Source organism: Sphingobium sp., from assembly GCF_003248505.1.
Taxonomy (GTDB): domain Bacteria; phylum Pseudomonadota; class Alphaproteobacteria; order Sphingomonadales; family Sphingomonadaceae; genus Sphingobium.
The window spans coordinates 1-19,770 of sequence record NZ_QFOA01000063.1 but is presented as its reverse complement, the minus strand read 5'-3'; the positions used below and the strand labels follow the sequence as shown (position 1 = coordinate 19,770).

The 19,770-nt window shown below is 62.0% G+C and carries 17 protein-coding genes and 1 pseudogene; 4 read left to right on the top strand and 14 right to left on the bottom strand.

Features of this window, described 5'->3' with window-relative positions; all coding sequences use genetic code 11:
• Both DI606_RS15640 and DI606_RS15635 read left to right on the top strand, forming a co-directional pair.
• Positions 1-445: pseudogene (locus tag DI606_RS15640) on the top strand (beta-carotene ketolase); the annotation flags it as partial.
• A gap of 10 nt (positions 446-455) precedes the next feature.
• Positions 456-1,550: a phosphotransferase gene (locus tag DI606_RS15635; RefSeq protein WP_293984649.1), complete on the top strand. Its 1,095-nt coding sequence runs from the start codon at positions 456-458 to the stop codon at positions 1,548-1,550.
• Between the two features lie 136 nt (positions 1,551-1,686).
• On the opposite strand, the gene DI606_RS15630 is transcribed toward DI606_RS15635, so the two are convergent.
• Together DI606_RS15630 and DI606_RS15625 are read right to left on the bottom strand one after the other, a co-directional pair.
• Positions 1,687-2,850 (bottom strand): hypothetical protein, encoded by a 1,164-nt coding sequence (locus DI606_RS15630; RefSeq protein WP_293984647.1) that lies wholly within the window; start codon positions 2,848-2,850, stop codon positions 1,687-1,689.
• Between the two features lie 11 nt (positions 2,851-2,861).
• Positions 2,862-4,016 carry a sulfotransferase gene (locus DI606_RS15625; RefSeq protein WP_293984646.1) on the bottom strand — a complete coding sequence of 385 codons (1,155 nt, stop codon included), beginning with the start codon at positions 4,014-4,016 and terminating at the stop codon, positions 2,862-2,864.
• A gap of 121 nt (positions 4,017-4,137) precedes the next feature.
• Here DI606_RS15625 and DI606_RS15620 point away from each other — a divergent pair, with 121 nt between their 5' ends.
• Both DI606_RS15620 and DI606_RS15615 read left to right on the top strand, forming a co-directional pair.
• Positions 4,138-4,920: an SDR family NAD(P)-dependent oxidoreductase gene (locus DI606_RS15620; protein WP_293984645.1), complete on the top strand. Its 783-nt coding sequence runs from the start codon at positions 4,138-4,140 to the stop codon at positions 4,918-4,920.
• Positions 4,921-4,976: 56 nt separating this feature from the next.
• Positions 4,977-6,128: a DUF1679 domain-containing protein gene (locus tag DI606_RS15615; protein WP_293984644.1), complete on the top strand. Its 1,152-nt coding sequence runs from the start codon at positions 4,977-4,979 to the stop codon at positions 6,126-6,128.
• A 230-nt stretch (positions 6,129-6,358) separates the two neighbouring features.
• On the opposite strand, the gene DI606_RS15610 is transcribed toward DI606_RS15615, so the two are convergent.
• From DI606_RS15610 to DI606_RS15555, 12 genes are all read right to left on the bottom strand, one after another.
• A complete protein-coding gene (locus DI606_RS15610; protein WP_293984643.1) occupies positions 6,359-6,736 on the bottom strand; it encodes a carboxymuconolactone decarboxylase family protein in 378 nt (125 codons plus the stop codon).
• Positions 6,737-6,845: 109 nt separating this feature from the next.
• A complete protein-coding gene (locus DI606_RS15605) occupies positions 6,846-7,607 on the bottom strand; it encodes a glucose 1-dehydrogenase (RefSeq protein ID WP_293984641.1) in 762 nt (253 codons plus the stop codon).
• An 11-nt stretch (positions 7,608-7,618) separates the two neighbouring features.
• A complete protein-coding gene (locus DI606_RS15600) occupies positions 7,619-8,887 on the bottom strand; it encodes an MFS transporter (RefSeq protein ID WP_293984639.1) in 1,269 nt (422 codons plus the stop codon).
• 23 nt (positions 8,888-8,910) lie between these two features.
• A complete protein-coding gene (locus DI606_RS15595; protein ID WP_293984637.1) occupies positions 8,911-9,756 on the bottom strand; it encodes an SDR family oxidoreductase in 846 nt (281 codons plus the stop codon).
• 179 nt (positions 9,757-9,935) lie between these two features.
• Positions 9,936-11,045, bottom strand: coding sequence for an LLM class flavin-dependent oxidoreductase (locus DI606_RS15590; RefSeq protein ID WP_293984635.1), 1,110 nt, complete (start codon positions 11,043-11,045; stop codon positions 9,936-9,938).
• A 54-nt stretch (positions 11,046-11,099) separates the two neighbouring features.
• Positions 11,100-11,873, bottom strand: a complete 774-nt coding sequence (locus DI606_RS15585) for an SDR family NAD(P)-dependent oxidoreductase (protein WP_293984634.1) — start codon at positions 11,871-11,873, stop codon at positions 11,100-11,102.
• On the bottom strand, positions 11,870-12,118 hold the full coding sequence (locus tag DI606_RS15580; RefSeq protein ID WP_293984632.1) for a hypothetical protein: 249 nt from the start codon (positions 12,116-12,118) through the stop codon (positions 11,870-11,872). Before DI606_RS15580 ends, DI606_RS15585 begins: the two co-directional genes overlap by 4 nt.
• A gap of 59 nt (positions 12,119-12,177) precedes the next feature.
• Positions 12,178-12,846 (bottom strand): TetR/AcrR family transcriptional regulator, encoded by a 669-nt coding sequence (locus tag DI606_RS15575; RefSeq protein ID WP_293984630.1) that lies wholly within the window; start codon positions 12,844-12,846, stop codon positions 12,178-12,180.
• A gap of 94 nt (positions 12,847-12,940) precedes the next feature.
• Complete coding sequence (locus DI606_RS15570) at positions 12,941-15,328, bottom strand: TonB-dependent receptor (protein ID WP_293984629.1); 2,388 nt, start codon at positions 15,326-15,328, stop codon at positions 12,941-12,943.
• 308 nt (positions 15,329-15,636) lie between these two features.
• Positions 15,637-17,037 carry a phosphotransferase gene (locus DI606_RS15565; protein WP_293984627.1) on the bottom strand — a complete coding sequence of 467 codons (1,401 nt, stop codon included), beginning with the start codon at positions 17,035-17,037 and terminating at the stop codon, positions 15,637-15,639.
• 2 nt (positions 17,038-17,039) lie between these two features.
• On the bottom strand, positions 17,040-18,785 hold the full coding sequence (locus DI606_RS15560; protein WP_293984625.1) for a hypothetical protein: 1,746 nt from the start codon (positions 18,783-18,785) through the stop codon (positions 17,040-17,042).
• A gap of 119 nt (positions 18,786-18,904) precedes the next feature.
• A partial coding sequence (locus DI606_RS15555) for an SRPBCC family protein (protein WP_293984623.1) occupies positions 18,905-19,770 on the bottom strand: 866 nt, incomplete at its 5' end.

Genomic DNA, 19,770 nt, shown 5'->3' with positions numbered 1-19,770 from the left:
CGCGGTATCGCTCATCCCGCTGTCCAATTCCGACCCGACGCAGGCGCCTCCCGGCGGGTCGCTCGCCTATATCTACCTGCCCGGCATGGCGGTCGATGCCCGCGAAGGCTGGTCGCCCGCGCTCAAGGACAAGACCATGTCCTCGATCCTCAATCATTTGGGCGAATTCTACGATGGCTTCGACACCGAGGTCGGTCGCTTCGTGGAAACCGCGCGTGAGCGCGAAAAGCGCCTGAATGTCACCAACGGCTGCGTCACCCATATCGACTTCGGCGCGCTGCGGTCCGGGGTGCACCGTCCGGCAACCGGCTTCGGCGGTCCCAAGCCGCCGTTCCCCGGCTTCCTGATCGGCGGAGCGGGCGCACATCCTGGCGGCGGCGTGTCCGGCATTGCAGGGCGCATCGCGGCAAAGCGCGCGTCGCGCGAACTCAAGAAGATGAAATAAGGGTCTTTTGATGTCGAATATGCCGAACCCGGTGGGCATTCCCGCCAGGCTGGAGGATGTCACGCCGCAATGGCTGACCCAGATCATGCAGGCGCGCTATCCGGGCATCGTGATCGAAGCCATGGAGGAAGTGTTCCTTCGCAACAGCCATACGACGAAATATCAGGTCAAGCTGACCATGAACGACGTCGGCAAGGCGGCAGGCATTCCGGACAATGTCTGCCTGAAGGCCAATTGGGCGCAATTCGAAAGTCAGGGCATCTGCCGTCTGGAAGCCCGGTTTTACGAAGATTTCCGTCGCCATGTCGACTTTCCCGCGCCCCGGTCCTTCTTCGAGGCGTGGGACCCGCGACAGGATAGCGGCCAGGGGCTGGTCGTCATGGAAGACCTGTCGATCGAAGGCGGCCATTTCGGCATCAGCACCGATCATATGGGCGTGGAGGAAGCCGCGCGGGCGATTGCCAGCCTTGCCAGGATTCACGGTGCATTCTGGGACAGTCCGACGCTTCATGCGGCGGACTGGCTGCCCGTCTCCATGGCGAACCCGGTCGATGTGCAGCAGTTGAACATGATGTACAGCTTTGCCGAGCAGAACCATGCAAAGCCTGAATATCAGTCCTTCCTGCCGAACTGGATCAAGAGCGATCTGTCCCGGCTGCATACGGTGTTCGATGCGCTCGTGGATTTCGCGCAGACGAAGGAACAGGGCCCATGGTGCCTGGTCCATGGCGACAGCCATCAGGGCAACAGCTATGTCCGCCCCAATGGCGAGCGGGTCTGGCTCGATTGGCAACTGGTCCGCAGGGGCAGGCCGATCCGCGACTTCACCTATTTCATCCTTGGCGCTTTGACGATCGAGGAACGGCGCGCCAACGACCGCGAATTGCTGCGCCATTATCGCCGCTGCCTCGTGGAAACGGGTGCGCAAGGGGTGCCGGACGATGACACGCTGTGGGAATATTACCGGCGTTGGCCGCCCTATGCTATGCAGTCATGGCTCGCAAACATGGATGAATGGGGCCAGAAAGGCGCGCATATCGTCGAGCGCATCTATGTCGCGGGCGAGGACCTTGGCACCGTGTCGGCGCTCGGCGTTAATTTCTGACCGGAAAAGAAGCGGTTGGCAGCGGCGCCAGAGCGATTTCCAGTCAAATAGAATCATTTGACGGTTAAGAAATCGCGGCAAACAAAGACTGAGAGCGGCGATCTGATTCAGTCAGATCGCCGCTCTCGTGGCTGTTCTACCAGCGTCGCCGCATCTGGAACGCGGTTCGCCGCTGACGCAGGCTCTTCTCCCGCTCCATGGCGTCGACCATCGGCGTATCGCGGGGCAAGGCATCGCGCAGCGCATCGAAAGGCACGGCGCGCAAGGTCGGCGCGGGCCCGCTCGATCCCTCCGTCCAGCGGAGCATGATGGCGCCCTTACGATTGCCGCCTGGATCCAGCCAGTTGGGAACGCCGGGATCCTCCAGCGCGATCACCGCCCGGAAACGGCCGTCAGCATCCATCCGCGCCTGCCCGCCATTCAGGCTGGACTGATGGTTCATCCAATCGACCGTGTTCCAGACCAGATCGCCCAATTGCACATTCCAATACCGCACCCGATCAGGGATTTCGGTTTCCAGCAATAATATGTGGCCCGTCGGAATGTCGAACAGGCCCTGATAATAATGCTGGCCCGCCACGCCGCCGCGCCCCGCCCAATCATCATGCTCGAACCGGTTCCAGAGACCCTTCGCGGCCATGGCGCGCACGACGCCGACCCACATGCCTGCAAAGCGTTGCGGGTAACGGGCCAGCGCCGCCAGCCGTTCCGCCAGCGCTGCTGCGTCGCGCGGTCGCCCGCCATGCGGTCGGTCGATCCGATCGATCGCGAAGCGGCCATCGCGCCCGCGCCAGTCATAGCGCGCTTCCCGCATGTTGATGGTGGTCGCTGCGGGATCGAGGCGGTGCCAGTTGCCGGCCCAATCCGTCGGCCGCTCGGCACTCAAAAGCAATTCGAACCGCCCGTCGGCGTCGAGCGCCAGACTGTCGAGATCGATCGTTCCGCATGTCGGCCCCGGTTTTTCCATGACGCCCAGGCCACCCGCCGCGATGTCGAACAGGACGAACAGCGAATCCCCGCGCTCGCCGCTGATCCGGTACGTTCCCGCCCCATCGATCATGGCCGTGCCATAGACGAAGTCGGGGTTGGTCATCGCCGCGTTCAGCACGCTGTTCATGGCGGGAACGAAATCGGGGAAATCGGGATCGCCAAAGGCGGTAAAGACGCCCGACGCCAACCCCTGAAACAGAAGTTTAAGAGCCCCCTGCTCCAGCAAAGGGTCCCGTGGGTCGGCAAGCGGTTCCAACGCATCGCGCGCCCCCGCCAGCGCCGCGATATGATCGCTCCATTGGGGCAGCATGATCCTCTCCATCACAGATACTCCCGATAGGCGGCGATATAATCCGCGTAAACGACCTGCACTTCGCCAGCCGAAAGGCCGTAATCTTCCAGCGCATAGACATGTTGGCCATGTTTGCCCGCCGGGTTGTCCGCCAGCCATCCTCGTGCGCCCGCTTCGGTGGCGGCGGTGAAGGGAATGTCGGCGAAGGCATAGACCCGCCTGACGGCATCGACCGGGTCGGCGGCCAGGTCGCGATAAGCCAGATCCAGGATCGGAACGGCGGGATTGGCGCGGCGGAACGCCATCATCCGTTCCTGCCCGTCATGCCACAGATGCAGCAATTCCTGTCCCAGCGCACGCCTGTCCTGACGGTCGAAGGCAGGGCTGCGCAAAACCTCGATCAGGCGGCAGATCGAAGCCTGCACCGCGACCGGATCGCGATGCGGCTGGACCAGCATCGCGTCGGGATATTCCGCCAGCAGGGCCGGCAGGTGATAGGCATGTTCCTGCACCTTGCACACCCAACGGCCGCGCGGGTTCCGCCACGCCAGATGCTGAAGGAACATGCGGTGCACGCGATAGGCGAAGGCGGAATCTTGCGACAGATACCAGGGATAATAGTCCGGCATGCGATATTGCGTCAGGGGGTTGATGCTCTGGAAGCTCGCCTCCAGGATCATGCCGTCTTCCTGCGGTATCCACGCCCCAATCGGGTGCGCCTTCAGCATGTCCGCCCATTCGCCGGTAAAGGCCGCCGCGACATAATCGTCAAAGGCTTTCGCACGCGGGTCGGTGGCGAATCCCTCGGCGGTGGGCGGCGGCGACGGATCGGCCACTTCCCAGGACAGGGGCGTTCGCACGCCAGGGTCGGCGCCGATCACCGCATGCAACAGGCTGGTCCCGCATCGCGGCAGGCCCAGAATGAAAACGGGGCGGACGATCTCCACTTTGGCTATTTCAGGGTAATGCCGACGGTCGGCATCCACCGCCGCCAGACGACGCAGATTGTCGGAAAGCAGCGCGTCTGCCCGCGCCCGTCCGTCCGCCGTCAGCCCGTCCGTCCTGTCGAGCGCATGCAGCATCGCCAGCAACCCGGGACGCGCGCCCTCCCTCACCTCGTCCGAAAGACGGAAGCCATTCAGCAGTTCCTCGGCGCGCAGCGATGCTTCCGGTGTTCCGACCATCCAATCCTCTCCTGATTTTTGCCGGTGGTAGCGGACGCCCTTCCCGATCTTACCCACCGCCCGACAGGTGAGCCGACGCGCCTGTCATGGCCCGATCTGTTTCAATAAAAAGGAGAGGGTGATGCCGCTGGATTATGCCGCGCTGTTCGGGCTGGAGGGAATGGTGGCGGTCGTCACCGGGGGCGCCCAGGGCATGGGGGAGAGCATCGCCCATATGCTCGCGAATGCGGGCGCGGCCGTTGCCCTGACAGATATTCAGGCGGATGCGGTCGGCGCAGTAGCAGACCGGATCAATGCCGCCGGGTCGCGCGCTTCGGCCTATCCCATGGACATGGCTGACGAAGCGGCGATTATCGCCGGGCTGGACGCCGCTCGCGCCGATTTGGGGCGGCTCGACATATTGGTGAATTGCGCCGGATTGCAGCATCGCAATTATCTGCAGGACACCAGCAGCGCCTTTTTCGATCGCATGATGGATGTCAATTTGCGCGGCCCCTTCATTGCCTGCCGAGAGGCGGTTCGCATCATGCGGGCCGATGGGACCAGGGGGCGCATCGTCAACATCGCATCGAACAGCGCCTTTCATGCGACGGCGCCCAGCCTGCTCGCCTACGCCACGTCGAAGGCGGGTGTCGCGGGCCTGACACGGTCGGTGGCGATAGAGACGGCTGCGGAGGGGATCACCGTCAATGCAGTCTGCCCCGGCAATACCCAGACGCCCGGCCAGATGTCCTCCACCGGGCCAAGCTTTCCGCCCGAACAGATCGCCAAATTCATGCCGCCGGTCGGCAGGGTCGGCCAGCCAGCCGACATCGCCGCCGCCGTCCTGTATCTCGCCTCGCCCGCCGCATCCTACATCACCGGACAGACGCTGGTGGTCGATGGCGGGCAACTGACCTGCTAACCCCGCACACCCGTCACGGTCGAAGAATGCCGGATCGGGTTCATGAGAGGAATGCCATGATGAATGTCACCCAAGCCAAACCCGATTCCTTCGTCGACCGCCATCTCGTGCCCCGGCCCTACCCGGCGCGGACGACGCCTCTTCCGCATGGGCGGTTCACGCCTGACGCGGAATGGCTGGGCACGCTCATGGCCCATAAATATCCGGGCGCCGTCGCCCAATCCATGGAAGTGGTGCAACTGTTCGACAGCCATACGACCAAGCTGCGCGTCGCCGTCGAATGGAACGACGCGGCAAAGGCCGCCGGGCTGCCGCGCAACCTGTGCATCAAGTCGAACTGGTCCGGCATGTTCGACAATGTCGACATTCACGCGCTGGAGGCGCGCTTCTATCATTTCCTGACAGACAAGCTGACGGCCAATACGGCCACCTGCTATTATTCCGACTGGGACGATGACGGGTCCGCCAGGGGCGTCATCGTGCTGGAGGACCTGAACGACCGGGGCGGGAAGTTCGGTCATTCGACGCAACATGCAGGCATAGACGGTGTGGCAAGCGCGCTTGCCGACTTGGCAAAACTCCATGCCGGTCTGTGGAACAGCCCGATGATCGCACCCGAGGCCGCGCCCTGGTTGCCCACATCCATGCATGTGCCCGTCGATTACGACCAGGTGCGCATCATGTGGCACTGGATCGGCGAAAACCTCAAAGACCCGAATTTCCGAGCGATCGCACCGCGCCATTATCTGGACGATGTCCGCCGCGTGGGGCGCGCCTTCGACCGGCTGGTGGCCTTCGAACGGGCTTTCGATGCCCCCTATTGCGTCATTCTGGGCGACTGCCATCAGGGCAATACCTACATCCTTCCGAACGGCGAACGCATGTGGGTCGACTGGCAATTGGGGCGGCGCGGGCGTCCCTGGCGCGACCTTACCTATTTGACCGTCGGGTCGCTGACGATCGACGAGCGGCGCCATCACCACCGGGACCTCATCGCCCACTATCGCGACTGCCTGATCAGGGAGGGCGCGACCGACGTCATCGCCGTCGACACGATCTGGAACGAACAGATTCCGCGTTGGGTCATGTACGGCATCCAGGCATGGGTGGCGAACATGGATCATTGGGGGCAGAACGGACTGCCGATGAACGAACGCTTTTTCGCAGCGGGTGAGGACCTGAACAGTTGGAAGCTGCTGGGGGAATGACAAACCGGGTCGGCTTAAGCGGATAGGAAACCAGCCTCTATCCGCTTGGATGCTGCGCTCCGGCCCGGGCGTAGCGGGAAGAGCGGGAATATCCCCCGCTATCCCGCTCGCCCGATCAGCCATCAAAGCGATACACGCGACAACCACGCCATGCCTATGAAAGCGCAGGCGCCCAACAAAATCGGATCGAAGTCGTCCGGCCAGGTCGTTGCGTGGAAACAGGTCGCTTTTCAGCCCGCCTTGTCCAGGATTTGCTTTGCAATCTGACGGGCGCTGGCTGCCGCGGGAAAGCCCGCATAGCCGCTGGCGTGGTAGATGACTTCTTCCAATTCCTTGCGCGTCACGCCATTTTTCAGCGCGATGGGGAAGTGATAATGAAGCTCCTCAGTGGCCCGCAAGGCAATCAATATTCCCAGCGTGACCAAGCTGCGTTCCTTACGCCCCAGTCCTTCCCGCGACCACAAAGTGCCAAAGGCATATTGCACCGCCAGTTCGCCAATCTCTCCACCGAACTCTTCGCTGACTGCAGCAGCCTTCATGCCCGCTACGGCTTCCGGGCCCAGCATGTCGTTGACAACTTCATATCCCGTCTTGAGCACATCATTCATGGATCATTCTCCCATTATGTCATTCTCGATCACGGCATTGACAATGCAGCTTCGAAACAAAAAGACTTCCGGTTCGCGTTGCGACCACCCTAACCCCGTCAGGGTCGGGTCAGGCGGTTTGTCCCGATGAACCGCCGCTCGCGACCAGCGCCTGCCCGGTTATGAAGGACGCCCTGTCGGACAGCAGCCACAACGCCGCCTCCGCTATTTCGAGTGGCGTGCCCATCCGGCCCATCGGCCCGAACATTCGGTCGGGCGCGATACCCTGATCCGCGATGAAATCCCGCATCCCTTCGGTATCGGTCGAGGTCGGGCAGACCGCATTGACGCGGATGGATTTCGCCGCGAATTCGCTCGCCGCGCTTTTGGTAATACCGATCAGGCCGAATTTGGAGGCGGTGTAGGGGATCATCCTGGGCGTGGCGGCAAGACCGGCCAGAGACGCCGTGTTGACGATCGTGCCACCGCCCTGCTGCAGCATCTGGCGGATTTCATGCTGCATACACCACAGCACGCCCGTCAGGTTGACGGCAAGATAGCGGTTGAACATGGCGGCATCGACATCGAGCAGGGATAGCGGCGTATGGCCGATGCCTGCGTTGTTGAAGGCGCAATCCAGCCTGCCATAGGTCTTGACCGTAGCGGCGACCAAGGCGGCGATATCCTCCTCCCGTGTTACGTCCGTCGCCATCGCCTGCGCTTCGAACCCCTGGCTGCGCAAATCGGCGGCGACCGCCTGGACGCCATCGCCATTCACGTCCGACAGCATCAGCCGCGCGCCTTCCTGCGCGAAAAGCTGTGCTGCGGCCTTGCCGATTCCCGCTGCCGCGCCCGTGATCAGCGTGGCTTTACCGTCCAGCTCTTTTGCCATGATTATTCCTTCTAGATGCTTTTTTCGATAACCGATCGACGCCAGCGGCCCATCGCAACGAGATAGGCCGCTGCCGCGAAGACCTGCAATCCTGCAAGAGTGGCCATTGCAGGCCTCAGGCTATCGGAACCCATGGTCGGAAGGTAGATGTCGGATATCCGGCCTACCAGCAGCGGCCCCAGTCCCGATCCGATCAGATTGCACAACACGGCGAACAGGCTGAAGGCAACGCCCGTCAGATGCGGTGGTGCCATTTCCCCGATCGCGGCGTTGCTGGGACCGGAATAAGCGATCGCCGTGATGCCCCAGACGCTGAGCGCAATCATCGCGGCGAGCGTCGTTCCCGCCGTCACTGCGGCGATGGCCGCCAGCCCGTTGGCCACTGCGCAAAGCGCGATCACAAGAAGCAATCCGCCTGGCCGACGCGCTTCTGCCTTGTCGGCGATGACCCCCAGCGTAAGACTGCCAGCCGTTCCGAATACGCCCAGTCCCAGCGCCACGGCGGCACCCGCCTGCGGCAAGGTCAATTCATGCACCCGCATCAGGAAAGACACGAGCCATGCGCCTATCCCCGCATTCACGGAAGAAAATAGGATGGAGCCGGCATAGACGGGGCGCAGGCGCCTGTCCTTCAAAACGGCCAAGACATCGCGCATCATCCCGCCGCCTTCATGTTGCGGTACGGTCGCACGCGGCGGTTCGGGAATGATCAGCAATATCGCCAGCGCCAGCACAAGACCCGGCGCGCCGTAAATGAAAAAGACCGATCGCCAGCCATATTGCGTGGCAATGTAGCCACCGGCCATGAAACTGACGATCACGCCCAATCCGGCGCCCGCGAAAAACAGGCTGGAAACGGTGGCCCGCTTTTCCTTGCCGAACAGGGGATGCAGGATCGAAAGCGACACCGGGGCCCCGCCCGATTCTGCCGCGCCGACCAGAACGCGCGCGGCGGCCAGATGCCAGAACTGCGTTGCCATGCCGCACAACACAGTCACGCCGCTCCAGATTGCCACCAGCGACGCCAGCAGCCTGACCCGGTGCGTCCGCTGGATCATCCAGCCGATCGGGATGCCTACGACGGCATAGGCAACGCCGTAGAGAATTCCCGTAGCGAGTCCGACCTGCGTGTCGGTCAGCCCGAATTCGGCCTTGAACAATTCCTGCGTGACGATGATCGCATTGCGATCGAGCAGATAGAAGAAATAGACGAGCGTCGTGAGCGCGAGAACGACCAAACGGCGATTGCGACTGGGCAGCAGACCTGAAGGATCCGCCACCTGCTCAGCCCCTGCGGCTGGGTTCACGCCTTGTCGCCATGTTGCAAAGTCCCTGTCAGGCCGCCATCGACCAGAATGTCGGTGCCCGAAATGAAGGATGCCTTGTCGGACGCCAGGAACTCCACGACATTCGCGATTTCCAGCATGGTGCCTTCCCGTTCGATCGGGGTCGCTGCCAACAGATTGTATTTCATGGGCTGCTTTTCGAATTCCAGCGCGCCCATGGGCGTTGCGATCAATCCGGGCGACAGCGATACGATCCGCACGCCGCGCCGACCCCACTCCTTGGCCCGGCGCTTGCACATGCGATTGAGCGATGCCTTCGAGAGGAGATAGGCATTCGACGAATTCGTCTCTTCCGCCCCCACCAGCTGTTCCAGCCGGTCGATCATCCCTTCCTCAAGCGGCGCATCGAGCAACGCCTGAACCTCTGGCGACAGCGGCTTCATATGGCCAGCCATCGATGAGATGTAGATCGCGCACCCGCCGCTCTCCATGATCGGCAGGAAGGCTTGGGCAATACGCGTCGCCCCCACGATGTTGACGGCGATCACGGTGCGAAAATCGCCCATGCTGGGGGACAGGCCAACGACATTGGCCAGCGTGCGGATATTGCCCGCCTGCCTGGCCGCCGCCGCCAACGCGTCCACCTGTGCCTGGTCTGTCACATCGCAGGCGACGGCCTGCGCATCGTAACCGTCGTTTCGCATCGCTTCGGCCATGCCGGTCGCATGATCCAGGTTCCTATCCGCCAGCAGGATCCGATGACTTTGTCCCAGGCGACGGGCGACGGCCATGCCCATCCCACCTGCTCCGACGACGACCGCCAGGGGCCAATCCGGACGCTCGCTTGTGCCGACTTTCACCATGATCCTACTCTCCCTCAACGCTATGGCCATCACTGGGCCACCGTGGCGCAGGGCTCAGGCGGGAAAAAGCGATATCTTTCCCCGCTGGCCCACGCCGCCTTCAGACGATATGGGGCTTTCCACCCTGATGTTAGCGGGCAGACCTATCGACGGGCAGGCTTCAGAAAATCTATCGGGCTTCAGCGGTTGCGTGGCGCCTTCCCGGCAGCGCGGGCGACGGCCGCAAAGGCATCCAGATTCTCTGCCTGACAGTCATGGTTGAGTTGTGGACCGTAGCGCAGGACCAACCCGGTCAAGCCGCAGTCGAACCAGGCCTTGGATCGTTCGCCGATGCGGTCCACCGGCCCGACAAGCCAACCATCGTCGATATATTCGTCGGGCACGGCGGCGACCGCTTCTTCCCACAAGCGGCCCTCCAACAGGTTGCCTCCAGCCTGTACACGGGCCTCCGCCTCTTCACCGCCACCCGCGGCAGTCAATTCAGCCAGCCGATCCGCCAAATCCTTGTAACCGCGCGCTTCCATGAACGGGCGCTGCAACGCGGCCCATGTCACAACATATTCCTTGAACGGTCGCATCGCCTTGCTGACATCCTCGTCCACCAGCATGTCGACATGCCCCCATATGGCAAAGCCATCCAGGCTTTTGCCCCCACCGGCCTTCGCAAAACCTTTCTCCAGCAGCGGCGCGAAGACGGGCATGATACCAGGTGCCCAGCCAGGCGGCATCCAGCCATCGCCGATTTCAGCGGCTACGCTGATCATCTGGGGGCCCGACGCAGCAACGACGATGGGCGTCGGCGCCAGCACGTCAAGACCGATGGTCATCGGTTCGATGCCGACCGCGCCCGGCCCGCGATAGGGGGCCGACCATTCATCGCCCTGATGATCCAGCGCCGCGCCTTCCAGCCCCTGGCGCAACAGGGTCACGAAATCGCGCATACGCCTGACCGGATTGCCCCATGGACGCCCCTGGAAACCTTCGCACGCCATGTGCGAGGCGCTGCCCAGCCCGGCAATGACGCGATTGCCGCCGGACAGATGATTGAGCGTCTGGTAACTCATCGCCGCCATGGCTGGCGAACGCGCCGTTACCTCCATGATGCGGGTGCCGAGTTTCAGATGGCGCGTATGCGCCGCGACATAAGCGAGCGGCGTCAGGCTGTCCGATCCATAGCCTTCTGCGGTGAACACCGCGTCATAGCCCAGTTTTTCGGTCAGAAGGATGCGCTCCATCGGCACCTCGAACCGGCGGTCCTGCCAGCGTATCTCGCTCGCCAACTCAATCATGCATCTGCTCCCCATGGTATATCGTGCACCGACAAGCCGTCAGACCGTTCCGCTTCACAGTCCCTGCCGCCCACCGTCGATCAGATAGTCGGCCCCCGTGATGAACGCCGCTGCATCGGAAGCCAGGAACAGCGCGAGCGCCGCCACCTCTTCGGGTTTTCCGGGCCTTTGCAGCATCGCGTCGGACAGCATCTGGTTGCGCATGACCGGATCGGCGAGATAGGCCGCATTGCCCGGCGTTTCGATCACGCCGGGACTGATGCTGACGGCGCGAATGCCGTGCGGCGCGCCCTCCAGGGCCAACTGGCGCGTCAACCCGAGCACCGCCGCCTTGGCCGCGGAATGCGCGCATTGCGGCGCTGCGCGAGAAGCTGCATGGCCCGAAACGGACGCCGTATTAATGATGACTCCCCCGCGCTGTTTCAGATGCCGCCACGTATAATGACAGACGTGAAATACCAGATCGGCCTCGTTGCGCATGGTGAAGCGCCAGTCATCCACGCTCATCTCGTCGATCGCGCCGAAGCGAGCCGCCGATCCATTGTTGTAGACAATGTCGATCCGTCCGGCTTCCGAAACGGCGCGCTCGACCCAGGCTTCCGCCTGGGCCGGGTCGCCCAGATCGACCGCGCCCCATTCCATCATCGCGCCGCCGACTGCCCGCACCATGGATGCGGTCTCGCGATTGCCGGCATCGTTGACGTCGCAACCGACGACCGTCGCACCGGCTTGCGCAAAGGCAAGCGCGGCCGCCCTCCCCTGCCCGCCCGCAGAGCCGGTGATCAGCGCGACGCGCCCTTGGAACTGACCGGGGCCAGCGCCGCTCACCGCAAAGCCTCCGTCCGATCATCCTCTATCGTGACGCGCCGCACCCGCCGGTCGATCCGTTGTGCCGCAGGCAAGGCGATTTCAGCCAGCAGATCGGCCGACATGCGACACTGCGTACACGGATTCTCACCCTCGAACAGCCGCAGGTTGAGTGTACCGGACATAGGATCGAACCGCCTAATATCGAGGTTCAGCCCGTCTCCGCTCACCAGTGGGCGCAATGCGTCCAGCAAAGCTTCGTTCATGCCACCTCTCCTTCTTGTGGCGCGACGCTGCAGAAGAAACAGGTGTGTTGACAACCCAATTAATGAAGTCGCGCTTTTTCCTCATCGGCTGCATCCACGGCCTCCGCCCACCGCCGCGCCACGAAGGCTTCCAGCGCGACCTGCCCTTCAGCCGTCAGCAAAGGCGCGAATGTAAGACGCAGGGTCGTTTGCCAGTTGCAATCCGGATCGAGTTGGTAATTGCCGGTGACCATGGGGCCGAAGCCAGTGCCCGAAATAATCGCGTGGACATGGGCCGCCACATCGAACGGAAGAAGCAACCCTTCATCGATCGCGCGTCTTACCGGCCCTTCGACAGCCTCACGGATATAGCTTAGCTGCCGCTGCACATAGTCCCGCATGTCGCCACCGGAAATGTCGGCGCGGCTGTTTAGCAAATGCTCCCCTCTTCCCCGTTCGTGACTTGCAAGATGCACGATGCGTGCTTCGCAGAAGCCGAACAGCGTTTCGATGGAGCCCTGTTGGTTCGACTCCTCGATCCGCGGGTGATCGCCGCGCTCGATCGACGCCTTGGCAGCAATGCGATATAATTGCCATTTGGAGCCGAAAACTTCGTAGATCGTGGCCGTCGAACATCGCGCTTCCTTTGCGATGACATTGATCGACATGTCCCTGAGCCTGTCGGACCGAAAGGCTTCCACCGCCATGTCCACGACGCGCTGAAGCGAGCGGGTTTTCTTATCGCTCATCCTTCTCTCCTTTGCGCAATAGTCTTGAATGCGGCGAAGGAGAGAAGAACCAGTCTGCCGACAGGCTCGGCCGTCGGCAGACAGGTGCGGTCAGTCAGTTCCAGCGGTAAGTCACAGTAAAGCCATAGGTCCGTGGCGACCCGGGATTTTGCGCCGTGACGCCCAAGCCAGTGTAGCTGTTGAAGACATTGGTGAAATAGGCCTTGTCCGTCAGGTTCTTGACCCAAAGGGCGACGTCGAACTTCTGCTCTTTCAGAGAATAGGTCGCGACCGCATTCACCAGTCCATAGGCGCGAATGCGTGAAGCGTCGTTGGCGATGGCGACCGAGGGCGCTTGGGCGGGATCGCCGGTGGTGAAGAAATCGAAATAACGCGACGAGATATAGGAATAGTCGGCATGCAGCGACAGCATGTCCGCGCCGATGTCGAAATCCTGCGTCGCGCCAAAGGCGGCCGTCCATTTTGGTGCATAAGGCACAGGTTCGCCCGACCTGTCCACGCTGAGGATCGCACCGTTGACCAACTGGTCTTCGAACCGGGTGCCGCTGACATATTTCGCGTTGAGATAGGCGGCACTTGCGTCGATGCGCATGCCGCGCCAGGGCAGCAGCGTGGTTTCCAGTTCGACGCCATAGGTATGCACCTTGCCCGCATTGTTTACGAACTGGGTCGTGGCGCATTGCGGCGGGGTGCCGTTGCAGACGACGGCGTTCACGATGCGTTGCACATCGCTTTGCCAGCTGTAGAAGGCCGCGAGGTTCGTGCGCAGACGCCGGTTGAGGAACTCGCCCTTGAACCCCGCTTCGACGTCGCGCACATTTTCAGGCTGGAATGACGTCGAATAGGGTGGCGGCACGGGACGGGAATTGAAACCGCCCGACATGGATGCGCCGCTGGTCTTGAGATAGACGAAGGTATCCTGGCCGATCCGATAGTCGATGCCTGCGGTCCAGGCCGGATAGCTGAATTTCACCGTTTCCGGGTTGTTGCAATCATCGCCCGTGTTCGGAATGCCTGCGTTGGGGCCGACCACGCAGGTCTGTTGCGCCGCAGGCAAGTTCCAGTTGACGGTGTTGTGGCGGTTGATGAACCGCTTGTCCCACGTATAGCGGATGCCGCCGGTTACGCGCAGTCGATCGGTGAAATTATAGTTTGCCTGGAAGAACATGCCTTTCGATTGCTGGACATAATTGGCGTTGTTGAAAATTCGCGTGCCGATCGGCGTGTATTCGAACGTATCGGCAAGCGTCGATTCCGTCCCATGTTCCCGAAAGTAATAAAGCCCCGTGATGAAGGACAGGGCACCGAAGTCGCCGCTCAGTTGAAGCTCCTGGCTGAACTGGCGATTGCGATAGATGCTGTATCCCGCACCTGCGGCGGTCGGCAGCGCCGAGATGTTGAAGACATTGAAGGAGCGCGACTGGCGATAGCCGGTGATCGATTTGACGGTCAGGTCTCCAAGATCGACCGCAAGATTGCTCGTCGTCGACCAGCCGGTCGTGCCATCGCCCAGTCGGCCCAGCATATCCAGCTCGGCGCGCCCGAAATTATTATATTGATATGTCGTCAGCGGATTGTTCGATCTTAGCCCGCCGGAATTGGGGAAGGCCGCGTTGCCGAACTGAGTGATGGGGCCCGTCAGGCCTGCGGGAATGAACTTCCTGACGTCGGCTGTCGGGACAGCGAAGCCCAGCGCACCGGTCAGAATGGCATCGGACTCCTGCCCGATGATCCCCGGGTTAGCCTGTTGCCGTTGCGCCAGACCATAATAATAAGACAAGGGGCTTGCCGGATTGAGCGCCGCCGCGACGAACGGCGGGCCACTGCCCCGTTGCCGAGTATAGTCGCCGCTGACGGTCCACGTCAGCGGCAATGAATTGGGTTCCCATTTGATGGAACCGCGCGCCAGATAGCTGCTGTCGAGGCTGCCGAGATTGGTGCCGAGGAAGGGTGCCGGGAAATATCCCTTATGATCTTCATAGCGACCCGCAAAGCGCACCGCCAGTTCGGGCGTCAAAGGAACGTTGAGGACCCCTTCGAACAGATTGGCGTCGTAATTTCCGGCCCCCACCCTGATATAGCCCTCGAAATTCTGCGTCGGGGCGTTGGTCGTGATATTGAGTGCGCCACCCGTTGTGTTGCGGCCGAACAGCGTGCCCTGAGGACCGCGCAGCACTTCTGCGCTGGAAAGATCGAGGAAACCGACATTGCCGCCGATCGCGCGGCCCAGATAGATGCCGTCGATGTAGATGCCGACAGCATTGTCGGAGAAGCTGTTGGGGCTGTTCTGGGCTTGCCCGCGGATCGAAATATAAAGGATGGACGCCGGTCCGGTGCCGCCGGTGCCGATGCTAACCGCAGGCGCGGCGCGCTGAAGATCGGTGGCCTGAAGCACCTGACGCTGCTGTAGCGCCTCGTTGCTGAGCGCAGTCACAGCAACGGGTGTGGTCTGCAAGGCCTCGCTCGTGCGACGAGCCGTCACCACGATATCTTCCAGCTGAGGAGAGCCTGATCGCTGCGATTGCGCGGCGGGCGCATCCCCGCTTGAAGGCGGCGCGCCCTGCGCAAGGGCAGCAGAAGACGTTCCGGCCAACAAAGCCGTGGAACACATCCAGAAAAATCGATTGGCCGAAAACCGCATTTGCCCTCTCCCTCTTATCGTTGGGCGGCATGGGTCGACCCATGCCATTTCCCTGCCGCAATGATATTTGCTTTTACCGCAAGGCGCTTGAACGATTTTGAAAGCGCCGCTTCAAAACTTGTTATTTATGATCGTAATGCTTCTTCCATTCAGTCATGCAGAACGGACTGAAGGTCCACGTCGGTCAGATAGGCGGCCTGACCGCATCCCCTGAGCAGGAAGGACTGGCGCTTCAACCAGCGATGGAACAGCAGAATCAGTCTGGCGTCCGCGTCACCCTGACCGGCGTGTGCGGCGACCCAATGCGACAACTGATCCTGCGCGTCGTCCCAGTCCCGTACCGAACCGCCGGTAAGCGCGGCGATATCGGCCATGTTGGCGGCGCGCACGCTCATGCCATAATCGTTAACCCGTCCCAGATGTTCTGCCTGCGCCGCAGCGGAGTCGCGTTCGTAACGCGCCGCTGCATCCCCGCCCGGCATGGCTTCCAGATGGCGGACGAGATGGCGGGCCGCTTGCGAGAATCCCAACGGGTCGATCTGCGGCAGCGGCGGGTCTTCCAGCACCAAGCCTTCATGGTCGGCCATGGCGCGTATCATGAAGCGGCTGGTGGCGACGCAATAGTGCTGATAGGCGACATAATCCTGTTCCGGCGCGCTATCGAACATCAGCGGCCACATGAGGAAACCATTGACCGCGCAAAAACCGGCGGTGTGAAATTCGATGAGCTTGCGGTCGATCCGGTCGCCCGACAGGCTTTCATATCGCCTGATCAACGCTGTCAGATCGCCCAGCTTTTCCGTCGAATCGCGCAGGCGCATGCCAGCAAGTTCGGCTGCGGGATCGCCCAGGGACGATACTTCGAAATCGATCAGGCCGGTGATTCGGCCCTTTTCGTCGAACAGGAACTGGCCCCCGTCGAAGTTGACGAAACACAAGCGATTGCGGCCCTGGGGAATGTTCCGCTTCAGCCATGACCAGGCGAATTCCATCAGCGGCCAGCGCCGCCCCGCGATCCGCTGCTCGAAAATCCGTTGCGATGGCGCATAGAGGTTCATCGCCACTTCCTCCGGGGTGGAGGGAACCGGCAAGCCGACGCTCTCGAAACGCTCGATCGGCAGCGCGTGGATACGGGCGACGATATCGATGAAGGACTCGCGCACGGCCTGTCTCAGCGCGGGATCTTCGATTGTGGCGGTATCGATCCGACCGGGCAGTTCCTCCATCACGATGCAAAGCGGATCGGGGATCATGCCGAACACGCGCGGCGCCGGTATGCCGTTCGCCTCGAACACCTGATGGATCCGCGCCTCCTGATGCATGTCGATGGGCGAGACATAGCTGTCCCCCCTTGGACCGCGCACATACAGCCGCTGCTCGTGACCGTCCCGCGCGACCACGGCGTTCCATCCCGGTCGCCAGCGCGGCTGTCGTTCGAATGCGATCACATCGCCCATATTGTCGGCCAACCAGTCGAAAACCTTGGCATCCAGAGGATCCGTCGGTCGTGCGACGAGGGTCGACCGGAATGTTGTCAGGGCCTCAGTCATTATCATCCTCTCTGCGCGATACGGGCAGCCCAGTCGGCCGGAAGCTGAACCTTCCGGGTTGCCGGGACGCCCTGTTCGTGATTGTTCATATAGCCGCGGAAACAGGTGGTCGGCGCGCCGGCGACGACCACCCTGATCCATTCGGGCCGCACGAATAGCGGGACCATCCGTTCAGGATCGTCCGATTCATGATAGACCGGCGGCAGGACGCCGCGACGGACCTGATCTGCAAGATCGAGGTTCATCACCCCGCCCCGACGTTCGAGTTCCGCAGCCGAAATCCGGCAGCCTTCGTACAGGAATCGGCGGACGTCATCCTTGGTCCAGCCGTGCGCGGCTATCGACGCCGCCATGTCGGGATTGAGCAGGACGAGCGGATGCCAGTGACCGTAGGTCGCGCCGGTGAACCCCCAATAGCCGCATATGGCGGTGCCGAACACGTCGCGGAGCGGCGCGAGCGAGACGGTGGGATCGCCATCGTCGCCCCCGAAGTAGAAAAAGGTGGGACTGGCCGCGACGATCCCCTGCACCGTCACGCCGCTTTCGTCCGGAGCGAGCCCCTGCTCTTCCCCGTCGGTCGCCCAGCCCAGATCGCGCAGCCTGGCCTCATCTTCCGCGATCGCAACGCAGAAATTATTGCCGACCGCGGCATAGTCCGTCACGCCCGGCGGAATGCGATGGCCGGCGATATTGCGGGAATAAAGGCGGAGGAAGCGCCCTATGGACGTGTTCGCGCGCCGACCGCTGGCGCACACGCCATGCTGGGCATTGAAATCCAGTTCGCGCGCGATGGGTCCGGACACTGTCAACAGCATCTCCCACGCGGGCGACGCGCCCTGGTCCTCCAGCCGAAAGGCAGGATCGCAGATGATCTCCGCCGCCGCCGCCAGGATCGGCATATATTCCGGCCGACACCCCGCCATCACGCCATTGACGGCCACGTTCCAGATCGTCGCCTGGTGCCCTGCCGGAAGCAATCGGCCCAGCACTTCGTCGGGTGCGCGGGGCGTGAAGGACAGGAAGGCCTCCACCCGTTCAAGCGTGGGTGGAACGACGGGCAGACCATCGCCCCAGCCCATGCGTTCGACATGATCCTGCACGGCGTCCAGCGACCCTCGGAACACGATCTCCCGCGGGGCAGGGTCCTGAACCGCCTCCGCTGTCGAGATGCTGCCGGTCTTCAACCCGGCAACGATCGGATCGGGCAGATTATCCGTCACCTTCCGGCGGAACAAAACCTTGCTGTCCGCTTCGATATTGCCGGGATAGACCGCCATGGCCGCGCCCGCGACATTCAGATATTCGGCGACGGCGGTTGCCTGATCGATGAACGGCGCGCCGACGATCGACACGGCCGGGATGCCCGCGCGCTCGACCGCGACATGGGCGCGCAGGACCGCAGGCGTGCAACTGCCGCAATTGGCGATGCCCAATATCGCCGCATCCACGCCCCTGCGCTTGAGCTCATCGCCCAGACCGGCGACCACGGCGTTTTCATCGGGCCCATGAATGTTGCCGAACTCGGTATAGGGAATGATCGTGATGTCGGGATATCGACGTTTCAGTTCTTCGCGAATGACCGCAAATGCGACGTCGCCTCCCCACATCCAGGACCAGATTTCGGCGACGGTCTTGCCTGAAAGATCGTCCAGACGATCCGCGAAGACGGTTGTCACGCGCTCGCGCTGACCAAGCGGCCACACGATTTCTATCGCCTCGTCACTGCCAACGACGCTGTGGTTCTTCATACCGCTCTCCCGCAGATCGGATCCTGGGGCGGACCCTGTTATCCCGATGAGTGTTCGGCGTGGCGACGCTATGCAAAGAAAATACTGAAGTCGCCGCTTTTGGGGTCAGCGTTCCCGAATCATACGCTTCGGGGTGCCATGAAGGATGCGATGCGCGGTTCCACCCGAAGATCGGCCGGGACGTGCTCTGCCCCTATGCGGCGGTCGATCTCTTCCTCGAACCAATAGAGTGCGCGCTCCTGATAGCCGGCCCAGATCGAGGGAATCGCGCCATTTCTGAGCGACTGCTGGATATTCCCGAACAGGCACATATCCTCCGACAGAATATGCTCGGTCGCCTTGCGCATGCCCTGCCAATAGTCGCGGTCCGCCTGCGTGTCGGATTCCCAACCCATCTGGCGCACTTCCATGATCGACCGATCCGGGCCCGCAGGCCAGAAACATTGCAGGTTGAACCCCACCGGATCGAGCGAGAAGAAGGTGTTGGGGAATGTCGGCAGGGCGATGGTGTTGTCGAGGAAAACCTGCGCAATGTCGTCCGGCCGTACCGGCGGGACCGCGAACAGCGACTCCCCCCCCTTCTTGCGCGTCCCGAACCGCATGTGGCCGCCCTCATACAGAGCGATCACGAAACTGCGTGAATCCAGATGGGGCGCCAGCGTCTTGGGATGGACCGTGTTGACGTGATAGATTTCGAGAAAATTGTGATAGGCGATCTTCCAGTTGCACGACATCTCGATGGTGAAATGATCTTTGACTACCATCCGGTCGAGCGGATAGCCTTCGGTCAGCGCCACGAATTCACCCAGAAAGTCCAGCAACGGCTCGGCATCGGCATCGAAGTTGATGAATATGAAGCCCTTATAGCTATCGCACCTGACTTCGATCAGACCATTGTCGGCCTTGTTCAGGCAGGCGAAGTCATGCTGACTGGGAACCGACTTGAGCGACCCTTCCAGATCATAGCCCCAGGCATGATAGGGAC